This is a genomic window from Chitinophaga sp. MM2321 (assembly GCF_964033635.1).
Classification (GTDB): Bacteria; Bacteroidota; Bacteroidia; order Chitinophagales; family Chitinophagaceae; genus Chitinophaga.
This window is the reverse complement of the sequence record NZ_OZ035533.1, coordinates 5,468,547-5,487,148: the sequence shown is the minus strand read 5'-3', so window position 1 is coordinate 5,487,148 and position 18,602 is coordinate 5,468,547. Positions and strand designations below refer to the sequence as shown.

The window sequence follows — 18,602 nt, the reverse complement described above, 5'->3', positions numbered from 1 at the left end:
CAATTAGCCGTTAGCTTTAATGTAGTGGCAGGGGATGTTGCCGGCTATTGTTTTACTGTTATCTGCTAAAAGCTAACCGCTAAAGTTTACTTATCTTTGCGCTTCACACATGTATACACTAAAAAAATCACTGGGCCAGCACTTCCTCACAGATGAAAATATGTGCAGGAAAATAGTGGAGTCCTTACCTGTAATTGAAGGCCAGCAAGTGCTGGAGGTGGGCCCTGGCGGGGGCGCCATCACAAAATACCTGCTGCAGATTCCGGGCATACAGTTCAAAGCCATAGAACTTGACAGAGAAAAGGTAGCCTACCTGGAAAAAACTTATCCTGCTATTGTAGGTAAGCTGGTCAATGAAAGCATCCTGGATGCTGCATTACCATTTGAAGGGTCCTTTCACCTGATCGGCAATTTCCCGTATAATATTTCTACACAGATCATGTTCAAGGTGCTGGAATGGCATCAGCAGGTGGATGTGGTAGTAGGTATGTTTCAGAAGGAAGTTGCCAGCCGTATCGCATCTGCACATGGCAACAAGGAATACGGTATTCTCAGTGTGCTCTTACAGGCATACTATAAGATCGAGTATTTGTTTGAAGTACATGAAAACTGCTTCAATCCGCCACCCAAGGTAAAATCGGCCGTGATCCGGCTTACGAGACTGGAACATCCGGCAGATATAGCTTCTGAACGCAAATTTTTTGTGCTGGTAAAAACAGCGTTTAACCAGCGACGCAAGCAATTGCGTAACCCGTTGAAAACATTATTTGATAAAGAATTTTTGCAGGATCCTATCTTCACCAAAAGAGCTGAAGAACTGAGCGTAGCTGATTTTGCAGCATTATCCCATAAGATGATATGAGCAGGAAAGTATTAATTACCGCTAAGGCACATCCGTATTTGATTGATCAGTTACAGAACAATGGTTTTGAAGTGATCTATGAACCGTCTGTTTCGTATGACGAAGTATACAGTAGTATCCATGATTGTATTGGTTTGATCGTAACTACCCGGATCCGGGTAGACAAACATATTATTGACCATGCCCCGAACCTGGAGTGGATTGGCCGCCTGGGGTCAGGTATGGAACTGATTGACGTGCCTTATGCAGAAAGTAAAGGCATTCATTGTGTAAGCAGTCCGGAAGGCAACCGCGATGCAGTGGGGGAGCAGGCAGTGGGTATGCTCTTGTGCCTGCTGAACAATGTGCTGAAAAGTAACCTGGAGTTGCGGGAAGGCATTTGGGAGCGGGATGGTAACCGGGCCTTTGAACTGGAGGGCAGAACAGTGGGCATTATCGGCTACGGGAATACCGGCAGCGCATTTGCCCGCAAATTGAAAGGTTTTGATGTCAATATCCTGGCGTATGATAAATACAAACAGGGCTTTGGAACAGCAGACGTGAAAGAAGTGACGATGGAGCAGCTGTTTAAAGAGTCGGATGTGGTGAGCGTTCATTTACCACTGACGGCTGAAACACAACACCTGGCTAATACGGCGTTTTTTAAATCATTCGCCAAACCGGTATGGTTCATGAATACCGCAAGAGGCAAGCTGGTCAACAACCGCGACCTGATTGCAGCATTGGAAGAAGGGATCGTCGCCGGTGCCTGCCTGGATGTACTGGAAAATGAAAAGATGAGCAGTTATACGCAGGAGGAAAAAGAGCAGCTGGCATATTTCCTGAAAGCCCGCAATGTAGTGGTAACGCCACATATAGCCGGGTATTCACATGAAGCCAGCATTAAGATGGCGCGTATAGTTTTAGAGAAACTGAATATCATATAAATCCATCCCTGGGTTTAGAAATTCGAATTAAATGGTTGATTTTCAACTTATTTGATTCGGAAAGGACGATGCTTTTCTTTATAAAATATTTGTTATATTTGCAATAACACCAGTTTTACAACGCTTCCGTGCAAATGGAGGCGTTGATTTTTTTTTATAAATAAATAAAACAAAGCATGTTATGTCTGGCATAAACATAAACTACGTTACGAAAGAAACCCTGGATCAAATGATGAACGAGTTGAGCATCCTTAAAACAAAAGGACGCGCAGAAATTGCACGGGCAATTGCTGAAGCAAGGGAAAAGGGCGACTTGAAGGAAAATGCCGAATATGATGCCGCCAAAGAAGCACAAGGTATTCACGAAGCCAGGATCGCTACCCTGGAAAATGCAATTTCGGCCTCCCGTATTGTAAGCACAGATTCCATCGATACTTCCAAAGTATCTATTTTATGTAAGGTTACTATTACGAATGTAGCCAATAAGAAAACCGTTACTTACCAGATCGTTTCTGAAACAGAGGCTGATCTGAAAGCAGGCAAGATTTCCGTTACTTCTCCTATCGGCAGGGGATTGTTGGGTAAGAAGGTGGGCGATGTAGCAGATGTACAGGCGCCAAACGGACATATTAAGTTTAAGATCGATCATATTACTGCATAAGCACGGTGTGTGCTTTTTCACGATATTTGCAGGGGTTGCATTCAATGCGGCCCCTTTTTATTTGGGTATTTTGTCATGTAAGTGCCAACGCCACCGCATTACAAAATCCGTAAATCACAAAATCGTAAATATCTATCTGCTATGTCCATCTTCATGAAAATCATCAAGGGAGATATTCCCAGTTACAAAATTGCAGAGAACGAACACTTCTACGCCTTCCTGGATATTTTCCCGTTGGTAAAAGGGCATACACTGGTGATACCGAAAACGGAGACAGATAAATTTTTTGATGTGGAAGATGCGCTGTTGCAGGAATGGTTATTATTTGCCAAGCCTATTGCACATGCCATTGAAAAGGTAGTACCGTGCAATCGTATAGGAGTGAGTGTGGTGGGACTGGAAGTACCGCACGCACATATGCATCTCATCCCTATTAATTCAGCGGACGACATGAATTTTTCCCGCAGCAAACTAAAGTTGTCTGTAGAAGAGTTTAAGCAAATCCAGGCGCAGATTACAGCGCACTTGCAATAATTACTTACCGAGAACGGGTACATTAAACCGGAATCCTATCCCATGCAGCGTTTCAAGCCGGATGTGCGGGTCTGATTTAAAGTGTTTCCTGAGTTTGGTTACAAAAACGTCCATGCTACGGCCCAGGAAGTAATCATCTTTCCCCCATACCTGTGAGAGAATGTCTTCTCTTTTCAGGGTCTTATTCGGATTGTTACAGAGGTATCTGAGTAGTTCTGCTTCCTTTTGTGTAAGGGAAATGGATACTTCTCCGGTCTCATTGTAGAGGCGGAGGTCTTCGTAGTCAAATGTCAGTTTACCGATGGTAAAGATGTGGGATCTGTCTATATTCCGGCTCTTGGTCCTTTTGAGGAATACTTCAATACGGAGGATCAGTTCCTGCATACTGAAAGGCTTACTGATATAGTCATCCGCTCCGGTTTGAAGGCCGGCGATCCTATCTTCTTTTTCGTTTTTGGAGGTGAGAAATAATATAGGGATGTGGTCATTAACTTCGCGGATCTGCTGGGCAAGTGTGAGTCCGTCTTTTTTGGGCATTACCACGTCCAGCAAACAAATATCGAAAGAGCGTAACTGGAACTGTTCCCAAGCTACCTGGCCATCTATACTATGTACAACATCGTAGCCCGCATCTTCCAATCTCCTCTTTGTTACCGCACCGATATATTGATCATCTTCCACCAATAAGATTCTTGCTTTCATATCTGCCTGCTGCTGATTAATATAAAAAAGCTTGCCTTACAATTACTGTTCAACAAATGATGGTAATTTTTCATAGTGAAGCTATTTTCCGATCACATGACCGGTTAGCCTGTAAAATAGGATGAACAATTTCAAACAAAGTAACTACAATTTACGAAATTATGAAATAAGCTTTTGAAGCAGTGCCGGTTACCTGGAAATCCTGTCAGGATGTTGTTGCAGAAACTGTTCCCATCCTTTTGCTTTGGAGCTGGCAGCCAGGGGGCTACCTGCCTGGTAGAAATGGCAAACGGCTACAGCAAGGGCATCTGTGGCATCAAAGAAATCGGGGCGTTCGGCTATACTGAGGATACGTTGCAGCATCAACCACACCTGTTCTTTGTCTGCATTGCCATTACCGGTAACAGATTGTTTGACTTTTTTCGGGGAATATTCTGTTACGGTAAGACCAGCCTGCATAGCGGTAGCAATAGCTACTCCCTGTGCGCGGCCCAGCTTCAGCATACTTTGTACATTCTTTCCAAAGAAGGGGGCTTCAATAGCAAAACTTGTTGGTTTATGCTCCTGTATCAGTTCATTAACACGTGCATGAATCAGTTGTAGTCTTTCGTAATGATCCTTTAACCGGGATAGTTTCAGGACATTCATTTCAATCAGGCTAATTTTTTTACCATCAACAAGTATAAGCCCATAGCCCATTACCAAGGTACCGGGGTCAATGCCGAGAATTATTTTTGACTTGTTTGCCAACCACAGTATATTTTTGCAAAAATCTTGATATCTGAACAAAAGTACCAAAATAATTCTCAATTACTTATTAGGCACGGTGCTTTTTGCCTGGCTGGCCTACTCTATATACAATCAGTTGATGCACCGCGAAAATTTGCAGCAGTCGCTGTTGCAGATGCGTGGCTCCCTCCAGGAGAAGGGGTGGGTGGGCATCTTCCTCGTATTGGTATTGATGCTTTTTAACTGGGGATTGGAAGCCCGGAAGTGGCAAAAGCTGATAAAACCGTTGGAAAGCATTTCTTTTTTAAGGGCTTTCAGTGCGATCCTTTCGGGGGTCTCGCTTTCTGTCAATACCCCCAATCGTATAGGCGAATACGGTGGCCGTGTACTGTACCTCAAAAACAACAATAAGCTGAAAGCCATTGCAGCAACGATTGTAGGTAGTTTCAGCCAGCTGATCGTAACGATTATCTTTGGGTTAATTGGCCTGATCTACTTTCTTAACACTTTCGCACTGGCAAAGGGAAACGATTATGCGATCCCCGTTTTATGGGAGAAAATACTGTTAGGAATGCTGGTAGTAATTTGTGGCCTGACGATATTGTTATATTTTCGGTTAGAAATTATTCTGGCTGTTTTTGAAAAGATACCTTTCCTGCGAAAAGTAAAGGTATTTGTGCAGATCATTGTGAAATACTCATCGGGCGATTTACGTTACCTGTTGCTGCTTTCAGCCCTGCGGTATATGGTCTTCTCGGCACAGTATTTGATTTTGTTGGACGCGCTGGGGCTGGAATTTTTCTGGTGGCAGGCCTTTTTACTGAATAGTGTTATTTACCTGGTGATGGCGGTTGTACCCACCATTGCCATTGCAGAACTGGGGCTCCGGGGGAAAGTGAGTATTTATTTTCTCGGGATGCTGAGTTCCAATACAGTAGCTATCATTGCTGCCACCGTAGGCATATGGTTGATCAACCTGGTGCTGCCGGCAGTTTTAGGAAGCGTGTTGCTTTTAGGTGTAAAAATTTTCAAGGAAAAATAGGTTCCATCAATGAGGTATATTCTACTCATCATCTTATGTTTCTCCTGTATTCACCCCGCCGAAGCGCAAAACGACTTCTGCTCTATTCGTAATACAAGCTTCAATGCGGGAGAAAGCATTACGTTTAAAGTATACTATAACCTCGGTAAAATGTACGTGGGAGCCGGAGAGGCCACCTTCAGCTGTGTGCTGGAACGCTTCGCCAACCGGGATGTCTATCATATTACCGGCGATGGCAAAACCTTCCGGGCTTACGACTGGATCTTTAAAGTACGCGATAAATACGAAACCTTCCTGGACACCGCCACCATGCAGCCGTTGAAATTTCTGCGCAACGTCAATGAAGGCGGCTACAAGATCTATAACAACGTAATCTTTAACCAGGCTGCCCACCAGGCGGTGAGCACCAATGGCACCTTTACCGTACCTCCCTGCGTGCAGGATGTGATCAGTGCCATCTATTACGCCCGTAACATTGATTTTAACAAGTATAAGGAAGGAGATAAGATCCCTTTTGCCATGTTCCTGGACGATCAGGTGTATAATATCTACATCAGGTATATGGGTAAGGAAGAAGTAAATACCAGGTTCGGGAAATTCCGGGCCATCAAATTCAAACCCCTGCTGATCAAAGGTACCATATTTGAAGGCGGGGAGAAGATGACGGTATGGGTAAGTGATGATGCCAATAAGATACCACTGCGGGTAGAAAGCCCCATCTCCGTAGGGAATATCGTGGTAGACATGGTGAACTACGGTAACCTGCGGCATCCCTTTAGTTCCTTACTCAACAAGAAATAAAGCCTCAAATCGTATATAGTTCTCCGTTATAATCAAATCCAGCAACAGTTTTAACAATTCATTTGTTCAGATAAGACCAAATTTTAACGACCTTTCCTGCGGGAGAAAAACTTTATATTTGTTATAATCAACCCTTTATGATCATGGAAGAACGTAAACCTAAAATATTACTGGCAGAAGATGATACCAATTTGGGTATGGTACTTAAAAACTACCTGGAGCTGAATGACTATGAGGTGGAACTATGCCGGGATGGTATTCTGGCGCTGGCCGCCTTCCGCCGCGAGAAATTCGATATCTGCCTGCTGGACATCATGATGCCCAATATGGATGGATTTAAACTGGCGGAAGAAATCCGCGATGTAGATCCGGATATTCCCCTGTTTTTCCTGTCGGCTAAAACCATGAAGGAAGATATCATCCAGGGCTACAAACTCGGGGCGGACGATTATATCTCCAAACCGTTTGACAGCGAACTGTTACTGCTCAAAATCAAAGCAATCCTGAAACGTAACCAGGAACTGAATAGCAAAGAAGAAGAGTTGCACGAGTTCCAGATTGCTTCCTATGCTTTCAACTCCCGTTTGCGTACCCTCGCACATAACGATGAAACACATACCTTGTCGCCAAAGGAAAACGAGTTGCTGCACATGCTGTGCGAACATAAAAACGACTTGTTACCCCGCGAGCTGGCACTGAAAAAAATATGGGGTAGTGATACCTATTTCAATGGCCGCAGTATGGATGTCTACATCGCCAAACTACGCAAGTACCTGAAAGACGATCCGGATATCGAAATCGTGAACATCCATGGGAATGGATTCCGGTTGGTGGTTAAGGAGTAGAAATATTTACGGATTTTGGGGTTTTGTTTCAATAGGAGATTTCTTGCTGAAACAAAATCCCAAAATCCGTAAATCAAAAAATCTCAAAATAACAAGGTGTTTTCCCCCCTGAACGGGGTTTTCCCTAAGTGGGTGTAGGCTTTTTCTGTTACTTCTCTTCCCCTTGGCGTACGCTTAATAAAGCCTTCCTGGATCAGGAACGGCTCATATACTTCTTCCAGCGTACCCGCTTCTTCACCTACGGCGGTAGCGATGGTGGTAATCCCTACGGGACCGCCTTTAAAGTTTTCAATGATCACCTGGAGGATACGGTTATCCATTTCATCCAGGCCATATTCATCCACATTCAATGCTTTCAGGCTGAGCTGTGCTATTTCAAGGTCAATAACACCATTGCCAACTACCTGTGCAAAGTCGCGTACGCGGCGCAGCAGGGCATTCGCAATACGGGGCGTCCCCCGGGAGCGGCGCGATATTTCAGCGGCAGCATCAGAGGTAATCTTTGTATGGAGTAATCCGGCGGCACGCCAGATAATCTTTTGCAGGATGGCGGAGCTGTAGTACTCGAGCCTTGACTTGATACCAAAACGCGATAACAACGGCGAAGTAAGCAACCCCGAACGCGTTGTAGCACCAATGAGGGTAAACGGTTGCAGGTTGATCTGTATAGAACGGGCGTTAGGACCGCTGTCTATCATAATATCTATACGGTAGTCTTCCATGGCAGAATAGAGGTATTCCTCCACCACAGTACTCAGCCGGTGTATTTCATCAATGAACAGTACGTCTTTATCTTCCAGGTTGGTCAGCAAGCCGGCGAGGTCGCCCGGTTTTTCAATCACTGGTCCCGAAGTTTCGCGGATGTTTACGCCCAACTCATTGGCCACAATACGCGACAGCGTGGTTTTTCCCAGGCCCGGCGGGCCATGGAACAATACGTGGTCAAGCGCCTCTCCCCGCATCTTGGCAGCTTTGATAAATATTTTCAGATTATCAATAATCTGATCCTGCCCCGAGAAATCAATGATCTCCCGTGGACGGATACTATTTTCAAACTCTTTCTCAGCGGCGCTGATCTTGTTTTCTTCTGGTCTTAAAGGCTGATTGGACATAATACTTCTTCAAAAATAAGCAAATAAAATCTTGCGGTTTTGTTATTTGGATAATTGCTTATTTTGCCTGGTAATCAATGCCTGCACATCAACCAAAATATTGCACCAAAGAAAAGATGTAAACGACTTATATGAAAGGAGTATTGTTATTATTACTGGCAACAGGCAGCTTTGCCATGGCCGGTTACACACAACAGATCGGGCAAAAGGAAGTATCCCGTATTATTCATACCCTGGCTGCCGACGATATGGAAGGTCGTCTGCCGGGAACACCCGGCGGCAATAAGGCAGCCACCTTTATCAGCGATGAATTTCAAAAGTGCGGTTTGCAACCATTGCCTGGTGAAGAGAGCTTGCTCCAATCATTTACCAAATACAGCCTGCAACCGGTTAGCGTTACGTTGAAGATTAATGGCGAAACAAAGGACTGGCCTGTTATACCGGTGGGTACTGCACGTGATATCAACTGGGAAAGCGATAGCGGTTACGCCGTTGTACATGCAAAAGATCCGGGGACACTGATGCGGGTTTTAAAGGGCAACAGGCTGAAAAAAAATACACTGGTATGGCTGGACCCTTCTATGGCCGGCTATCTCGGCGGATTAAGCGCCACTTTCTCCGAACATTTTCGTGATAGTGAAGAAGAGATAACGATGGACACACTGGCTGCGGGACAAAAACAGGTAGTGCTGGTATTTGAAACGGAGCCGGTGGCAGATACTGCCAGCTGGTCCATAGCGGTAACGCGGGAAATCCGAAAACAGACGTTTACCAATGTGGCAGGCATGATCAAAGGCAGCAGCAAGCCGGATGAATATGTGGTGTTTTCGGGGCATTATGATCATCTCGGCATATTGCCGGCTGTAGCGGGCGATACCATTGCCAATGGTGCAGATGATGATGCGTCCGGTACTACGGCGGTGATTGCGCTGGCGAATTATTTTAGCGGGCAGCACCCTGCGCGCTCCCTTATTTTCGTGGCTTTTACGGCGGAGGAAATGGGTGGTTATGGATCCACCTATTTTTCCCGGCAGCTGGATCCTGCAAAAGTAGTAGCGATGTTTAATATTGAGATGATTGGTAAGGAATCCCGGTTTGGTAAGAACAGCGCATTTATTACCGGATTCGATAAATCAGATTTTGGTCCTATCCTCCAACGGAACCTGAAAGGCTCCGTTTTTCAGTTTCATCCCGATCCATATCCGGAGCAGGATTTGTTTTACCGGTCAGACAACGCTACCCTGGCTAAACTGGGCGTGCCCGCACATACGATCTCTACAACGCAGATAGATAAAGATGAATTTTATCATACGGTAGATGATGAAGTAGAAACACTGGATATTACAAATATTACAGACATCATCAAGGCGATTGGAGTGAGTGCGGGGAGTATCGTTGATGGCACGGATACGCCTACACGAATTAAACCGGACTCATCAAAGTAATGATGATCATATGATGATCCGGTTATAGTAAACACAGCCGGATCATTATTTTAAAATTAATATACGACCCATATTTTTCCCCGATTTCTACTTATTTTTACTACAGTATTTTCCCCGTCAGTTATTTTAAAACCATATCAAAATGAAAACCGGAATCTTACATTTCTGTGGTGCCATCGGCATCGCATCCATGGTGCTTACATCTTGCTCCAGCAACGATATGGCATCACCTGATCAACCAATCGACAACACGGATGCTGCGAGCATTAATTATGAAATTTCGGCAGTCAATCCAACATCCACATTATCACCTGATGCTTCAGGGCGCTTGTCTGTCATCACTGGTGATGCAGCGATGGCAAAAGCTGCATCGGGCGGTTTTGATATTACGTGGGACACTGCTACAGCCCGTTTGAGAGAAATACGTTTTGATGCAAAACGTGGTAAAGATGAACTGGAATTTAAATTGAAGACAGACCGCCTGGTAGACCTGAAACAGGTACCTGCGGTATTGGGCGCTATCAAAATTCCCAAAGGCACTTATCAACAGGTAAAAGTATATGCGAGAGTAGAAGGGGATAAAAAAGATCCTGCTGTAAGATTGAAAGGCTTTATTACCTGGGATGGTAAAAAGATTCCAATGGAAATCCTGCTTTCGGGTATTATTGAACTACAGGCTAAAGGAAAAGATGTGGTAGTTACAGACACCAACATCGAATGGAAAGGACACCTGAAAATTTCTATGGATCTCATCCTCACCAAGCTACAGGTGGGCGACTTTACCGGTTCCTTTGCCGGCGGTAAATTACAGATCAGCATAGATGTAAATGGTAACCTTCATAACAAGGTGGTGGATGCACTGGAAAACAGCATGTCTGTAGAACATACACACGACTAGACCAGGATTAATGGATTAACAGGATTTAAAAGGATTTGACGGGGATGATCTCCGTCAAATCCTTTTTTATTTTAAATGTTTACCGGACAATTAATGGGTGTATTGGTTCAGCTGTAAAATGAGATCGGGGTCAGGGCAATTCTGGAGATATTTATCCCGCTCACTATAGCGGCATACACCGGGATAATCTCCCCTGAAATGCTGGATGTCTTCAATCAGTTGGAAGTGCAGATGTGCCGGCCAGCCCCCGTTTTCAGTGGTTGTACCAAAGTGGGCGAGCAGTTGTCCGGCCGCTACGGGCATATTTTCGTATAGCCCCTGTAGGTTAGAAATGCTGAGATGTCCGTAAAGGGTATGAAAGGTATGACCATCCAGTTTGTGTTGCAAGACGATGGTAGCGCCGTAATCCCCGAAATGATCATTGAAACGGAAACTGTGTATATGTCCGTTCAGCGGTGCATATACCTGGGTACCTACTGTTCCCCATACATCTATACCGAGGTGCAGTCTGCGCGGTTCTTCGCCGGCATCAAAATGAGGGCTTACCGCATAAATGGTACGATGCTCACAGTAGCCACCAATGCCCAGCCTGCAACCACTTTCAGCAAGGGTCTTATCAATATAGCTGCAAAATTTATGAATGTCGGTGAGGATGTTTTTGGTAAGCGTAGTATTGTTTGCCGTAAAATCCATTACCAGCAGTTGTTCATCCGGTTGTAAGAGAGAAATAACCGGTTTGAATGTAGACTGATATTTCTTTAATACTTCCTGTAACATATTATTTGGGCTTGACTTTCATCTAAATATAAATATTAATTCGTGTATAAAATAATTGCAGGGGCAGGGAATGTCCTTTTTGGCGTTTCTATCCTACCTGCATTTACCATTACACGCTGCTTATTCTTTCTTTAATAAAAATGCCCCCGGCATTACCGAAGGCATTTTATTGAATTTATCCAGTCATTTTCGTTTATACGACTACGTTAATCATCCGGCCTTTTACGATGATCACTTTTTTAGGAGGTTTGCCATCCAGCCATTTCTGTACAGCTTCGCTTGACAATACTTCCTGTTCAATGGCACTGTTTTCAGCATCGAGGGAAAAGCCCATTTCAGCGCGTGTTTTACCATTGATGGCAATCGGGTAGTTAAAGGCGCTTTCTTTCGTGTATTGCTCGTTATATACCGGGTACGCTGCATTCAGGATGCTTTCCTGGTGTCCCAGGGATTGCCACAGCTCTTCGCAGAGATGCGGGGCGTATGGTGTCAGTAAAATTAACAGCGGCTCCAGGATACTGCGCTTGTGGCATTTCAGGGTAGCGAGTTCATTTACACAGATCATAAACTGGCTCACAGCAGTATTGTAGGAGAAGCTGGAAGTATCTCCATCTATCTTGTGGATGGTTTTATGCAGGATCTTCAGTTCTTCCGGCTTGGGCGCTTCGTCACTGACAATGAAACCTTTGTTTTCATCGGAAAACAGGCGCCAGAGTTTTTTAAGGAAGCGGTGTACTCCTTCAATACCTTTGGTATCCCAGGGTTTGGATTGTTCTACCGGGCCCAGGAACATTTCGTACATACGGAAAGTATCGGCACCAAACCGTTCTACCAGTTCATTCGGATTCACGGTATTGTACTTGCTCTTACTCATTTTCTCTACCTCTGTACCGCAGTGGTACTGGCCATCTTCGAGGATAAAGGTAGCTTCACTGTAGTCAGGCTTCCATTTTCTGAATGCTTCGGTATCTAACGTGATCCCATCAACGAAGTTGACATCCACGTGCAGTTTATCCGTTTGGTACTGGTCTTTCAGACCGGCAGATACAAACTGGTGTGTACCATGAATGCGGTATACAAAGCGGGAAGATCCCTGGATCATACCCTGGTTGATCAGTGATTTAAACGGTTCGTCAAAACTGAGATGCCCCAGGTCAAACAGTATTTTGGTCCACATACGGGAATACAGCAGGTGACCAACGGCATGTTCGGTACCGCCTACGTATACATCCACCTGGTTCCAGTAGTCGGTGGCTTTGCGGTCGGCAAAGGTGGTACTGTTGTGTGGGTCCATGTAGCGGAGGAAGTACCAGCTGCTACCTGCGTAACCGGGCATGGTATTGGTTTCCCGCTTAATGCCGGGGGCTACGTTTACCCAGTCGGTTACATTGGCGAGCGGGCCCTCGCCTTCTTCTCCCGGTTTATAATTTTCCACATGCGGTAATTCCAGCGGCAGGTCTTTTTCGTCCATAGCGTAAGGAATACCGTCTTTGAATATAATGGGGAAAGGTTCGCCCCAGTAGCGTTGACGGCTAAAGCCGGCATCGCGCATTTTATAGTTGATCTGGCGTTTGCCGATACCCAGTTCTTCCAGTTTGGTGATCACCAGGTCCATAGCAGGGCGCATGTCCATACCATCGAGGAAGCCGCTGTTTTGCAGTTTCGCATCTTTGGTGGAATTGGCTTCTTCGCCGTTGAATGCATCTCCGATGATGTTGGTGATGGGAATATTAAAGTGATGGGCGAAGCCAAAATCGCGCTGGTCGCCGCAAGGCACCGCCATGATGGCGCCGGTACCGTAGCCGGCCAGTACGTATTCTGCGATCCATACCGGTATTTCACGGCCATCAAACGGATTGATGGCGTAGGCGCCGGTAAAGCAGCCGGTGATCTGTTTCACGTCGGCCATTCTTTCGCGCTCAGAGCGGCTTTGCACGTATGCGAGGTATTGCTCGATAGCGGCCTTTTGTTCCGGTGTGGTGATCTTTTGCACCAGTTCATGCTCCGGTGCAATGACCATGAAGTCTACCCCAAAAATAGTATCCGGACGGGTCGTATATACTTCCACGTAGTCGGGGGAGTTTTTCAGGGCGAATTTTATTTCAGCGCCCTGGCTTTTGCCGATCCAGTTGCGTTGCATTTCTTTCATGGCTTCGCTGAAGGCTACTGTTTCCAGTCCTTCCAGGAGGCGGTTGGCATATTCTGTAATGCGCAGGAACCACTGGCGCATTTTCTTTTTAATAACGGGATGTCCACCGCGTTCGCTCACGCCATTGATCACTTCATCATTGGCCAGTACGGTTCCCAGGGCAGGGCACCAGTTTACTTCGGCATGGGCGAGGAAGGCGAGGCGGTACTGCATCAGGATGGCCCGCTGCTCTTTTTCGGAGTAGCTTTGCCATTCGGCGGCAGTAAACTGGATAGTGCGGTCGCCGGGACAAGTGTGGGCGGCATTTCCTTCTTTTTCAAAAAGGGCCGTGAGGGTGGTCAATGGTTCCGCTTTCTGGCTGGTTCTGTTGTACCAGCTTTCAAAGATCTGTAAGAAGATCCACTGTGTCCATTTGTAATAGGAAGGATCGCTGGTGTTGACCTGGCGTTCCCAATCAAAGCAAAAGCCGATATTATCCAGCTGTTCGCGAAATGATTTCATATTTGCCGCGGTGGTAACGGCCGGATGCTGGCCCGTTTCCATGGCATACTGTTCTGCCGGCAGGCCGAAAGCATCGTAACCCATGGTGTGCAGCACATTATAGCCTTTCAGCCTTTTATAACGTGCATAAATATCCGTAGCAATATATCCCAGGGGATGTCCTACATGGAGGCCCGCACCGGAAGGATAAGGAAACATGTCCAGTACATAACACTTCGGTTTTGGGCTGTCATTACTTACCCGGTAAGCATGAGATTCCTGCCATTGCTGCTGCCACTTTTTTTCGATTGCCCTGAAATTGTATTCCATATTAGTTGTAGATGAACAGTAACCGGGCGGATCAAAACAATAGATCCGGCCATTACTGCGTTATCAGTTAGAATTTTAAAATTTTGTTATGTCTGTTCAGCAAAATAATGTTAAAATCATTAATACACCAATGTCATCCCCCAACATCTTTATATATTGCTGTTTTGTTTGCATAATCCTGTGGATTACAGGGTCGGGCTGGCAAAATTAAACACATAACTACTAATTTTTACTATTTTCGCCGATAAACTGCAGATTAATGGCGCAATCCGGGAAATCATCAGCAAAGAAGTCGAAACCATCGTACCTGTACTCCATCATCGGAGTGGCGCTGGTATTATTTTCACTGGGCACATTGGGCCTGGTGGTAATACATGCCAGTAAGCTCAGCAAGTATTTTAAGGAAAGCATTGAGGTACAGGTGATTTTAAGAGATAATGTAAAAGAAAACCAGGCAATGGCCCTGCGCGACTCTATCGCACATAAGCCATATATCAAGTCAATCGAATATGTTTCGAAAGACATGGCTGCCAAGCGTTTTCAGAAGGATTTTGGAGAAGACTTTATCCAGTTGTTGCAGTATAATCCGCTGTACGCCAGTATTAACATAAAGGCCAATGCCAATTATGTGAATAACGATAGCCTGAAGATCATTGAGAATAACCTGACGAAACAGAGTATTGTCAGGGAGATTTCCTACCAGCGTACGCTGGTGAGCAAGCTCAATGAGAACGTGAATAAAATCGGGACGGTGATTCTCATCATCAGTTGTTTGCTGGTGCTGGTGGTGATCTTCCTCATTGATAATACGATCCGCCTGGCCATGTTCAGCAACCGTTTCCTGATCAAAACCATGCAAATGGTGGGCGCTACCCGCGGGTTTATTGCCAAACCATTTGACCTGCGCAGTATTGCCAACGGCGCTATCAGTGCGCTGATCGCTATTGCAGGTCTCATTGCTATCCTGTCGTTTGCCGATAAGGCACTGCCGGAACTCAATGGGCTGCGCGATAACCTGATGATTGCCCTGTTATTTCTCGGCATGCTCGTTACCGGCATCGCTATTTCCTTATTCAGTACACACCGCTCCGTCATGAAATACCTGCGGTTAAAACTGGATGATCTGTATTAATTTAAAATCTTTAACTGAAGATCTATAATAACCAACATTATGGCTAAAACAACTATCAAACCCGCTGTTACAAAGGATGCACATGATGCAGTGGTAGACAGCCGCCCTATTTTCCCTAAAGAAAATTATAAATTCATGCTGGCTGGTATTGCCGTGATCGTGATAGGCTTCCTCCTGATGATGGGAGGAGACAGTAATGATCCCAATAGCTTTAAACCGGAAGAAGTATACAGTTTCCGCAGAATCACCCTGGCGCCGATCGTAATCGTGCTGGGCCTGCTGGTAGAGGTATACGCTATTATGCATCGTCCAAAAACGAAAGCATAAGCCGGCCGGATAGCAATATTTAACAGCGATGATCCCTCATCGCTTTTTTTATCACTTTTAACCATACTTGCGTCCATGAACTTTTTTCAGGCTATTATTATTGCTATTGTGGAAGGGCTGACGGAATTTCTTCCTATCTCCTCCACCGGGCATATGATCATTGTAAGCTCTTTGCTGGGCATCGGGAAAGATGAATTTACCAAACTGTTTGAAGTCGTGATACAGCTGGGCGCCATCCTCGCCGTAGTGGTATTGTACTGGAGAAAATTCCTGGTGTTTGATAAGAACCGGCTCAATTTTTACCTGAAGCTGATCGTAGCGGTAATACCCGCTCTCATCTGCGGTTATTTATTCGGTGATAAGATAGATATGATGCTGGAAAGTCCGCTTACCGTAGGGGTTACCCTGTTGCTGGGAGGTATTGTATTACTATTTGTAGATAACTGGTTTAAAGACGCCACCATCGATACAGATGAAAAGATAAGTATGTTTGCTGCCCTGCGCATTGGCTTTTTCCAGTGTCTGGCACTGGTGCCCGGTGTAAGCCGTAGCGCCGCCTCCATCATTGGCGGTATGCAGCAGAAACTGACCCGTAGTGTGGCCGCCGAATTCTCCTTTTTCCTGGCAGTACCTACCATGGCAGCAGCCACCGGCTATAAACTGTTGAAAGGAAGAGAACTGCTGATGGCCCACCCCGAAAACCTGAAACTATTGCTGGTAGGCAATATTGTGGCTTTCATCGTTGCCATGGGCGCTATTAAATTCTTTATCGGCGCCTTAAAGAAATATGGTTTTAAAATGTGGGGATACTACCGCATAGTAGTAGGCGCCATTATTATAGGCGCGATATTGATGGGGTATAACCTTGAAGCATAAAAATATTTACGGATTTTGGAATTTAGAGATTTAGAGATTTTGTTTCCGGAAAGGATTTTCCACTGAAGCAAAATTCATAAATTTCTAAATTCCAAAATCCGTAAATATTTTATCTATCCTTTCACTGCCAGCAGCAGCTCCAGGTCAGTATATTTCAGTTTGAACTTTTCACTTAGATGGTAGTTGGTCAGGGCGCCTTTATAGAGGTAGATACCGTTACGTACACCACGTTTGATCCATACCAGGTTTTCAAAACCGCCATCATCAGATGCTTCTATGAGCAGGGGCATCAGTACATTGCTGATAGCTTCAGAGGCAGTACGGGCAAAGCCGGAAGGGATGTTAGGGACACAATAGTGTATCACATCATACTTTTTAAACACCGGATTTTCGTGGCTGGTAATCTCTGATGTTTCGAAACAGCCGCCGCGGTCAATGCTGACATCTACGATAACGGAGCCGGCTTTCATATTGCTGACCATCGATTCGCTGACAACAATAGGCGTACGGCCACTTTGGGAGGATAATGCTCCTACGGCCACATCTGCATTACGCAGTTGTTCCGCCAATACTTTAGGCTGTATGACGGAGGTAAATACCCGCACCCCGATGTTGTTTTGCAGGCGTTTCAGTTTGTAAATATTATTATCAAATACTTTTACGGAAGATCCCAGTGCCAGTGCAGTACGGGCTGCAAATTCCCCTACGATACCTGCGCCGATGATCACCACTTTGGTGGGTGGGATACCGGTGATACCGCCCAGCAGAATGCCTTTTCCCCTGTTACCGTTACCCAGGTACTGGCCGGCAATGAGCATCACTGCACTGCCCGCAATTTCACTCATCGCCCTTACGATAGGATAAGTACCCGCATCATCTTTCAGGTTCTCGAATGAGAGGAGCGTAATGCGTTTATCCATCATTTTCTGCACCTGTGGCGCTTTTAAGGCAGCCAGGTGGATAGGGGAGATGACGATCTGGTGCGGATGGAGTAATTCAATCTCTTCATCGTTCAGCGGGGCTGATTTCACGATGAGTTCTGCCTTGAATACTTCTTTCTTATCATACACAATTTCAGCACCGGCTTCTGAGTAGTCGGTGTCATAATAATGCGACCCGTCGCCTGCTTTATGTTCTACCACTATATGATGTCCTTGGGCAGCCAGAATGCTTACTGCGTCGGGCGTCAGGGCGATACGGTTTTCCTGGAAAGAGGTTTCTTTTGGGATGCCGATATATAAACGGGAATTCTTTTGTGGTATATCCAGCGTTTCTTCCAGTGGTGAATAAGTAAAGCCAGCACTCACTACAGGTTTTTGCCTTTGCTCCATATACGGTCAGTATTGTTTTTTCTGTGTTAGTAAAGATACATTATTTGTAAGATGCAGCGATTTCGCGTAAAATCCTTTTCTGATCGGGTAGTACTTCCAGTTGCAGATGCACGGTATCCGGCGGTAGCAGCGGGGCAATCACCCCCGGCCATTCCACAAAACAGATGGCATCCTGGTAAAGGGTATCTTCTACACCTGCACTGATGGCGTCATCTTCATCGCGCAGCCGGTACAGATCCAGGTGGTAAATACGCCGGGGCTGTCCCTGTGCATCCCGGTAAGCATATTCATTGATGATCGAAAAAGTTGGGCTGGCGGTGGCATCCTGTACGCCCCGGGCGGCGCATAAAGCTTTTATCAGCGTTGTTTTTCCGGCTCCCATCAGGCCATCAAGGGTAAATACCTGTTTGTCAGCATAATATTGCCAGAAAGCAGCGGCTGTTTCCGGTAATTGTTCCAGCGTAAATGTCCATTGCATGAACAAATTTAGGGATTTAGTTATTTAGATATTTGAAATGCAGCAAAGATCTACCCGGAAATCTCCGCTATTTTCATCCGCTGCATTTCAAATATCTAAATTCCAAAATCTCAAAATCCCTAAATGCTTCGGTGTTGCATTAATATTTGCTGTACATCCCCCACC

19 protein-coding genes are annotated in these 18,602 nt (G+C 45.4%); 12 read left to right on the top strand and 7 right to left on the bottom strand.

What is annotated here, in order from left to right; genetic code table 11:
- The first annotated feature begins 109 nt into the window (after nucleotides 1-109).
- From rsmA to ABQ275_RS21335, 4 genes are all read left to right on the top strand, one after another.
- Complete coding sequence (gene rsmA / locus ABQ275_RS21350; protein ID WP_349315165.1) at nucleotides 110-862, top strand: 16S rRNA (adenine(1518)-N(6)/adenine(1519)-N(6))-dimethyltransferase RsmA; 753 nt, start codon at nucleotides 110-112, stop codon at nucleotides 860-862.
- Nucleotides 859-1,788 carry an NAD(P)-dependent oxidoreductase gene (locus ABQ275_RS21345; protein ID WP_349315164.1) on the top strand — a complete coding sequence of 310 codons (930 nt, stop codon included), beginning with the start codon at nucleotides 859-861 and terminating at the stop codon, nucleotides 1,786-1,788. Before rsmA ends, ABQ275_RS21345 begins: the two co-directional genes overlap by 4 nt.
- Nucleotides 1,789-1,969: 181 nt before the next feature.
- Nucleotides 1,970-2,449: a transcription elongation factor GreA gene (gene greA, locus ABQ275_RS21340; RefSeq protein ID WP_349315163.1), complete on the top strand. Its 480-nt coding sequence runs from the start codon at nucleotides 1,970-1,972 to the stop codon at nucleotides 2,447-2,449.
- Nucleotides 2,450-2,590: 141 nt separating this feature from the next.
- The gene (locus tag ABQ275_RS21335) at nucleotides 2,591-2,983 is read left to right on the top strand and encodes an HIT family protein (RefSeq protein ID WP_349315162.1); all 393 of its coding nucleotides are present in this window, start codon (nucleotides 2,591-2,593) and stop codon (nucleotides 2,981-2,983) included.
- Here ABQ275_RS21335 and ABQ275_RS21330 read toward each other — a convergent pair whose 3' ends face one another.
- Both ABQ275_RS21330 and ruvC read right to left on the bottom strand, forming a co-directional pair.
- Nucleotides 2,984-3,685: a response regulator transcription factor gene (locus ABQ275_RS21330; RefSeq protein ID WP_349315161.1), complete on the bottom strand. Its 702-nt coding sequence runs from the start codon at nucleotides 3,683-3,685 to the stop codon at nucleotides 2,984-2,986.
- A gap of 189 nt (nucleotides 3,686-3,874) precedes the next feature.
- A complete protein-coding gene (gene ruvC / locus ABQ275_RS21325; protein ID WP_349315160.1) occupies nucleotides 3,875-4,435 on the bottom strand; it encodes a crossover junction endodeoxyribonuclease RuvC in 561 nt (186 codons plus the stop codon).
- A 118-nt stretch (nucleotides 4,436-4,553) separates the two neighbouring features.
- Between ruvC and ABQ275_RS21320 the strand changes: the two genes are divergently transcribed.
- The 3 genes from ABQ275_RS21320 to ABQ275_RS21310 all read left to right on the top strand — a co-directional run bounded on the left by ABQ275_RS21320 (nucleotide 4,554) and on the right by ABQ275_RS21310 (nucleotide 7,102).
- Nucleotides 4,554-5,456, top strand: coding sequence for a lysylphosphatidylglycerol synthase domain-containing protein (locus tag ABQ275_RS21320; protein WP_349315159.1), 903 nt, complete (start codon nucleotides 4,554-4,556; stop codon nucleotides 5,454-5,456).
- A 9-nt stretch (nucleotides 5,457-5,465) separates the two neighbouring features.
- Nucleotides 5,466-6,257, top strand: coding sequence for a DUF3108 domain-containing protein (locus ABQ275_RS21315; RefSeq protein ID WP_349315158.1), 792 nt, complete (start codon nucleotides 5,466-5,468; stop codon nucleotides 6,255-6,257).
- A 143-nt stretch (nucleotides 6,258-6,400) separates the two neighbouring features.
- Entirely contained in the window at nucleotides 6,401-7,102 is a 702-nt protein-coding gene (locus ABQ275_RS21310; RefSeq protein WP_349315157.1) for a response regulator transcription factor, read from the top strand.
- An 83-nt stretch (nucleotides 7,103-7,185) separates the two neighbouring features.
- Here the strand turns inward: ABQ275_RS21310 and ruvB are convergent, their stop codons facing one another.
- On the bottom strand, nucleotides 7,186-8,214 hold the full coding sequence (ruvB, locus tag ABQ275_RS21305) for a Holliday junction branch migration DNA helicase RuvB (RefSeq protein WP_349315156.1): 1,029 nt from the start codon (nucleotides 8,212-8,214) through the stop codon (nucleotides 7,186-7,188).
- A 131-nt stretch (nucleotides 8,215-8,345) separates the two neighbouring features.
- On the opposite strand from ruvB, the gene ABQ275_RS21300 reads away from it, so the two are divergent.
- Nucleotides 8,346-9,659 (top strand): M28 family peptidase, encoded by a 1,314-nt coding sequence (locus ABQ275_RS21300; protein WP_349315155.1) that lies wholly within the window; start codon nucleotides 8,346-8,348, stop codon nucleotides 9,657-9,659.
- 142 nt (nucleotides 9,660-9,801) lie between these two features.
- Nucleotides 9,802-10,557, top strand: coding sequence for a hypothetical protein (locus ABQ275_RS21295; protein WP_349315154.1), 756 nt, complete (start codon nucleotides 9,802-9,804; stop codon nucleotides 10,555-10,557).
- Nucleotides 10,558-10,647: 90 nt separating this feature from the next.
- On the opposite strand, the gene ABQ275_RS21290 is transcribed toward ABQ275_RS21295, so the two are convergent.
- Both ABQ275_RS21290 and leuS read right to left on the bottom strand, forming a co-directional pair.
- Nucleotides 10,648-11,334 carry a peptidoglycan DD-metalloendopeptidase family protein gene (locus ABQ275_RS21290; protein WP_349315153.1) on the bottom strand — a complete coding sequence of 229 codons (687 nt, stop codon included), beginning with the start codon at nucleotides 11,332-11,334 and terminating at the stop codon, nucleotides 10,648-10,650.
- A 193-nt stretch (nucleotides 11,335-11,527) separates the two neighbouring features.
- The gene (gene leuS, locus ABQ275_RS21285; RefSeq protein ID WP_349315152.1) at nucleotides 11,528-14,293 is read right to left on the bottom strand and encodes a leucine--tRNA ligase; all 2,766 of its coding nucleotides are present in this window, start codon (nucleotides 14,291-14,293) and stop codon (nucleotides 11,528-11,530) included.
- Nucleotides 14,294-14,552: 259 nt separating this feature from the next.
- Here leuS and ABQ275_RS21280 point away from each other — a divergent pair, with 259 nt between their 5' ends.
- The 3 genes from ABQ275_RS21280 (at nucleotide 14,553) to ABQ275_RS21270 (ending at nucleotide 16,628) form a co-directional block, all read left to right on the top strand.
- Nucleotides 14,553-15,425, top strand: a complete 873-nt coding sequence (locus ABQ275_RS21280; protein ID WP_349315151.1) for a permease-like cell division protein FtsX — start codon at nucleotides 14,553-14,555, stop codon at nucleotides 15,423-15,425.
- Between the two features lie 39 nt (nucleotides 15,426-15,464).
- Nucleotides 15,465-15,752, top strand: a complete 288-nt coding sequence (locus ABQ275_RS21275; protein ID WP_349315150.1) for a DUF3098 domain-containing protein — start codon at nucleotides 15,465-15,467, stop codon at nucleotides 15,750-15,752.
- Nucleotides 15,753-15,827: 75 nt separating this feature from the next.
- Nucleotides 15,828-16,628 carry an undecaprenyl-diphosphate phosphatase gene (locus ABQ275_RS21270; protein ID WP_349315149.1) on the top strand — a complete coding sequence of 267 codons (801 nt, stop codon included), beginning with the start codon at nucleotides 15,828-15,830 and terminating at the stop codon, nucleotides 16,626-16,628.
- A 113-nt stretch (nucleotides 16,629-16,741) separates the two neighbouring features.
- Here ABQ275_RS21270 and ABQ275_RS21265 read toward each other — a convergent pair whose 3' ends face one another.
- Nucleotides 16,742-17,959: an alanine dehydrogenase gene (locus ABQ275_RS21265; RefSeq protein WP_349315148.1), complete on the bottom strand. Its 1,218-nt coding sequence runs from the start codon at nucleotides 17,957-17,959 to the stop codon at nucleotides 16,742-16,744.
- 40 nt (nucleotides 17,960-17,999) lie between these two features.
- Nucleotides 18,000-18,437, bottom strand: coding sequence for a tRNA (adenosine(37)-N6)-threonylcarbamoyltransferase complex ATPase subunit type 1 TsaE (tsaE, locus tag ABQ275_RS21260; RefSeq protein WP_349315147.1), 438 nt, complete (start codon nucleotides 18,435-18,437; stop codon nucleotides 18,000-18,002).
- Nucleotides 18,438-18,602: the final 165 nt, after the last annotated feature.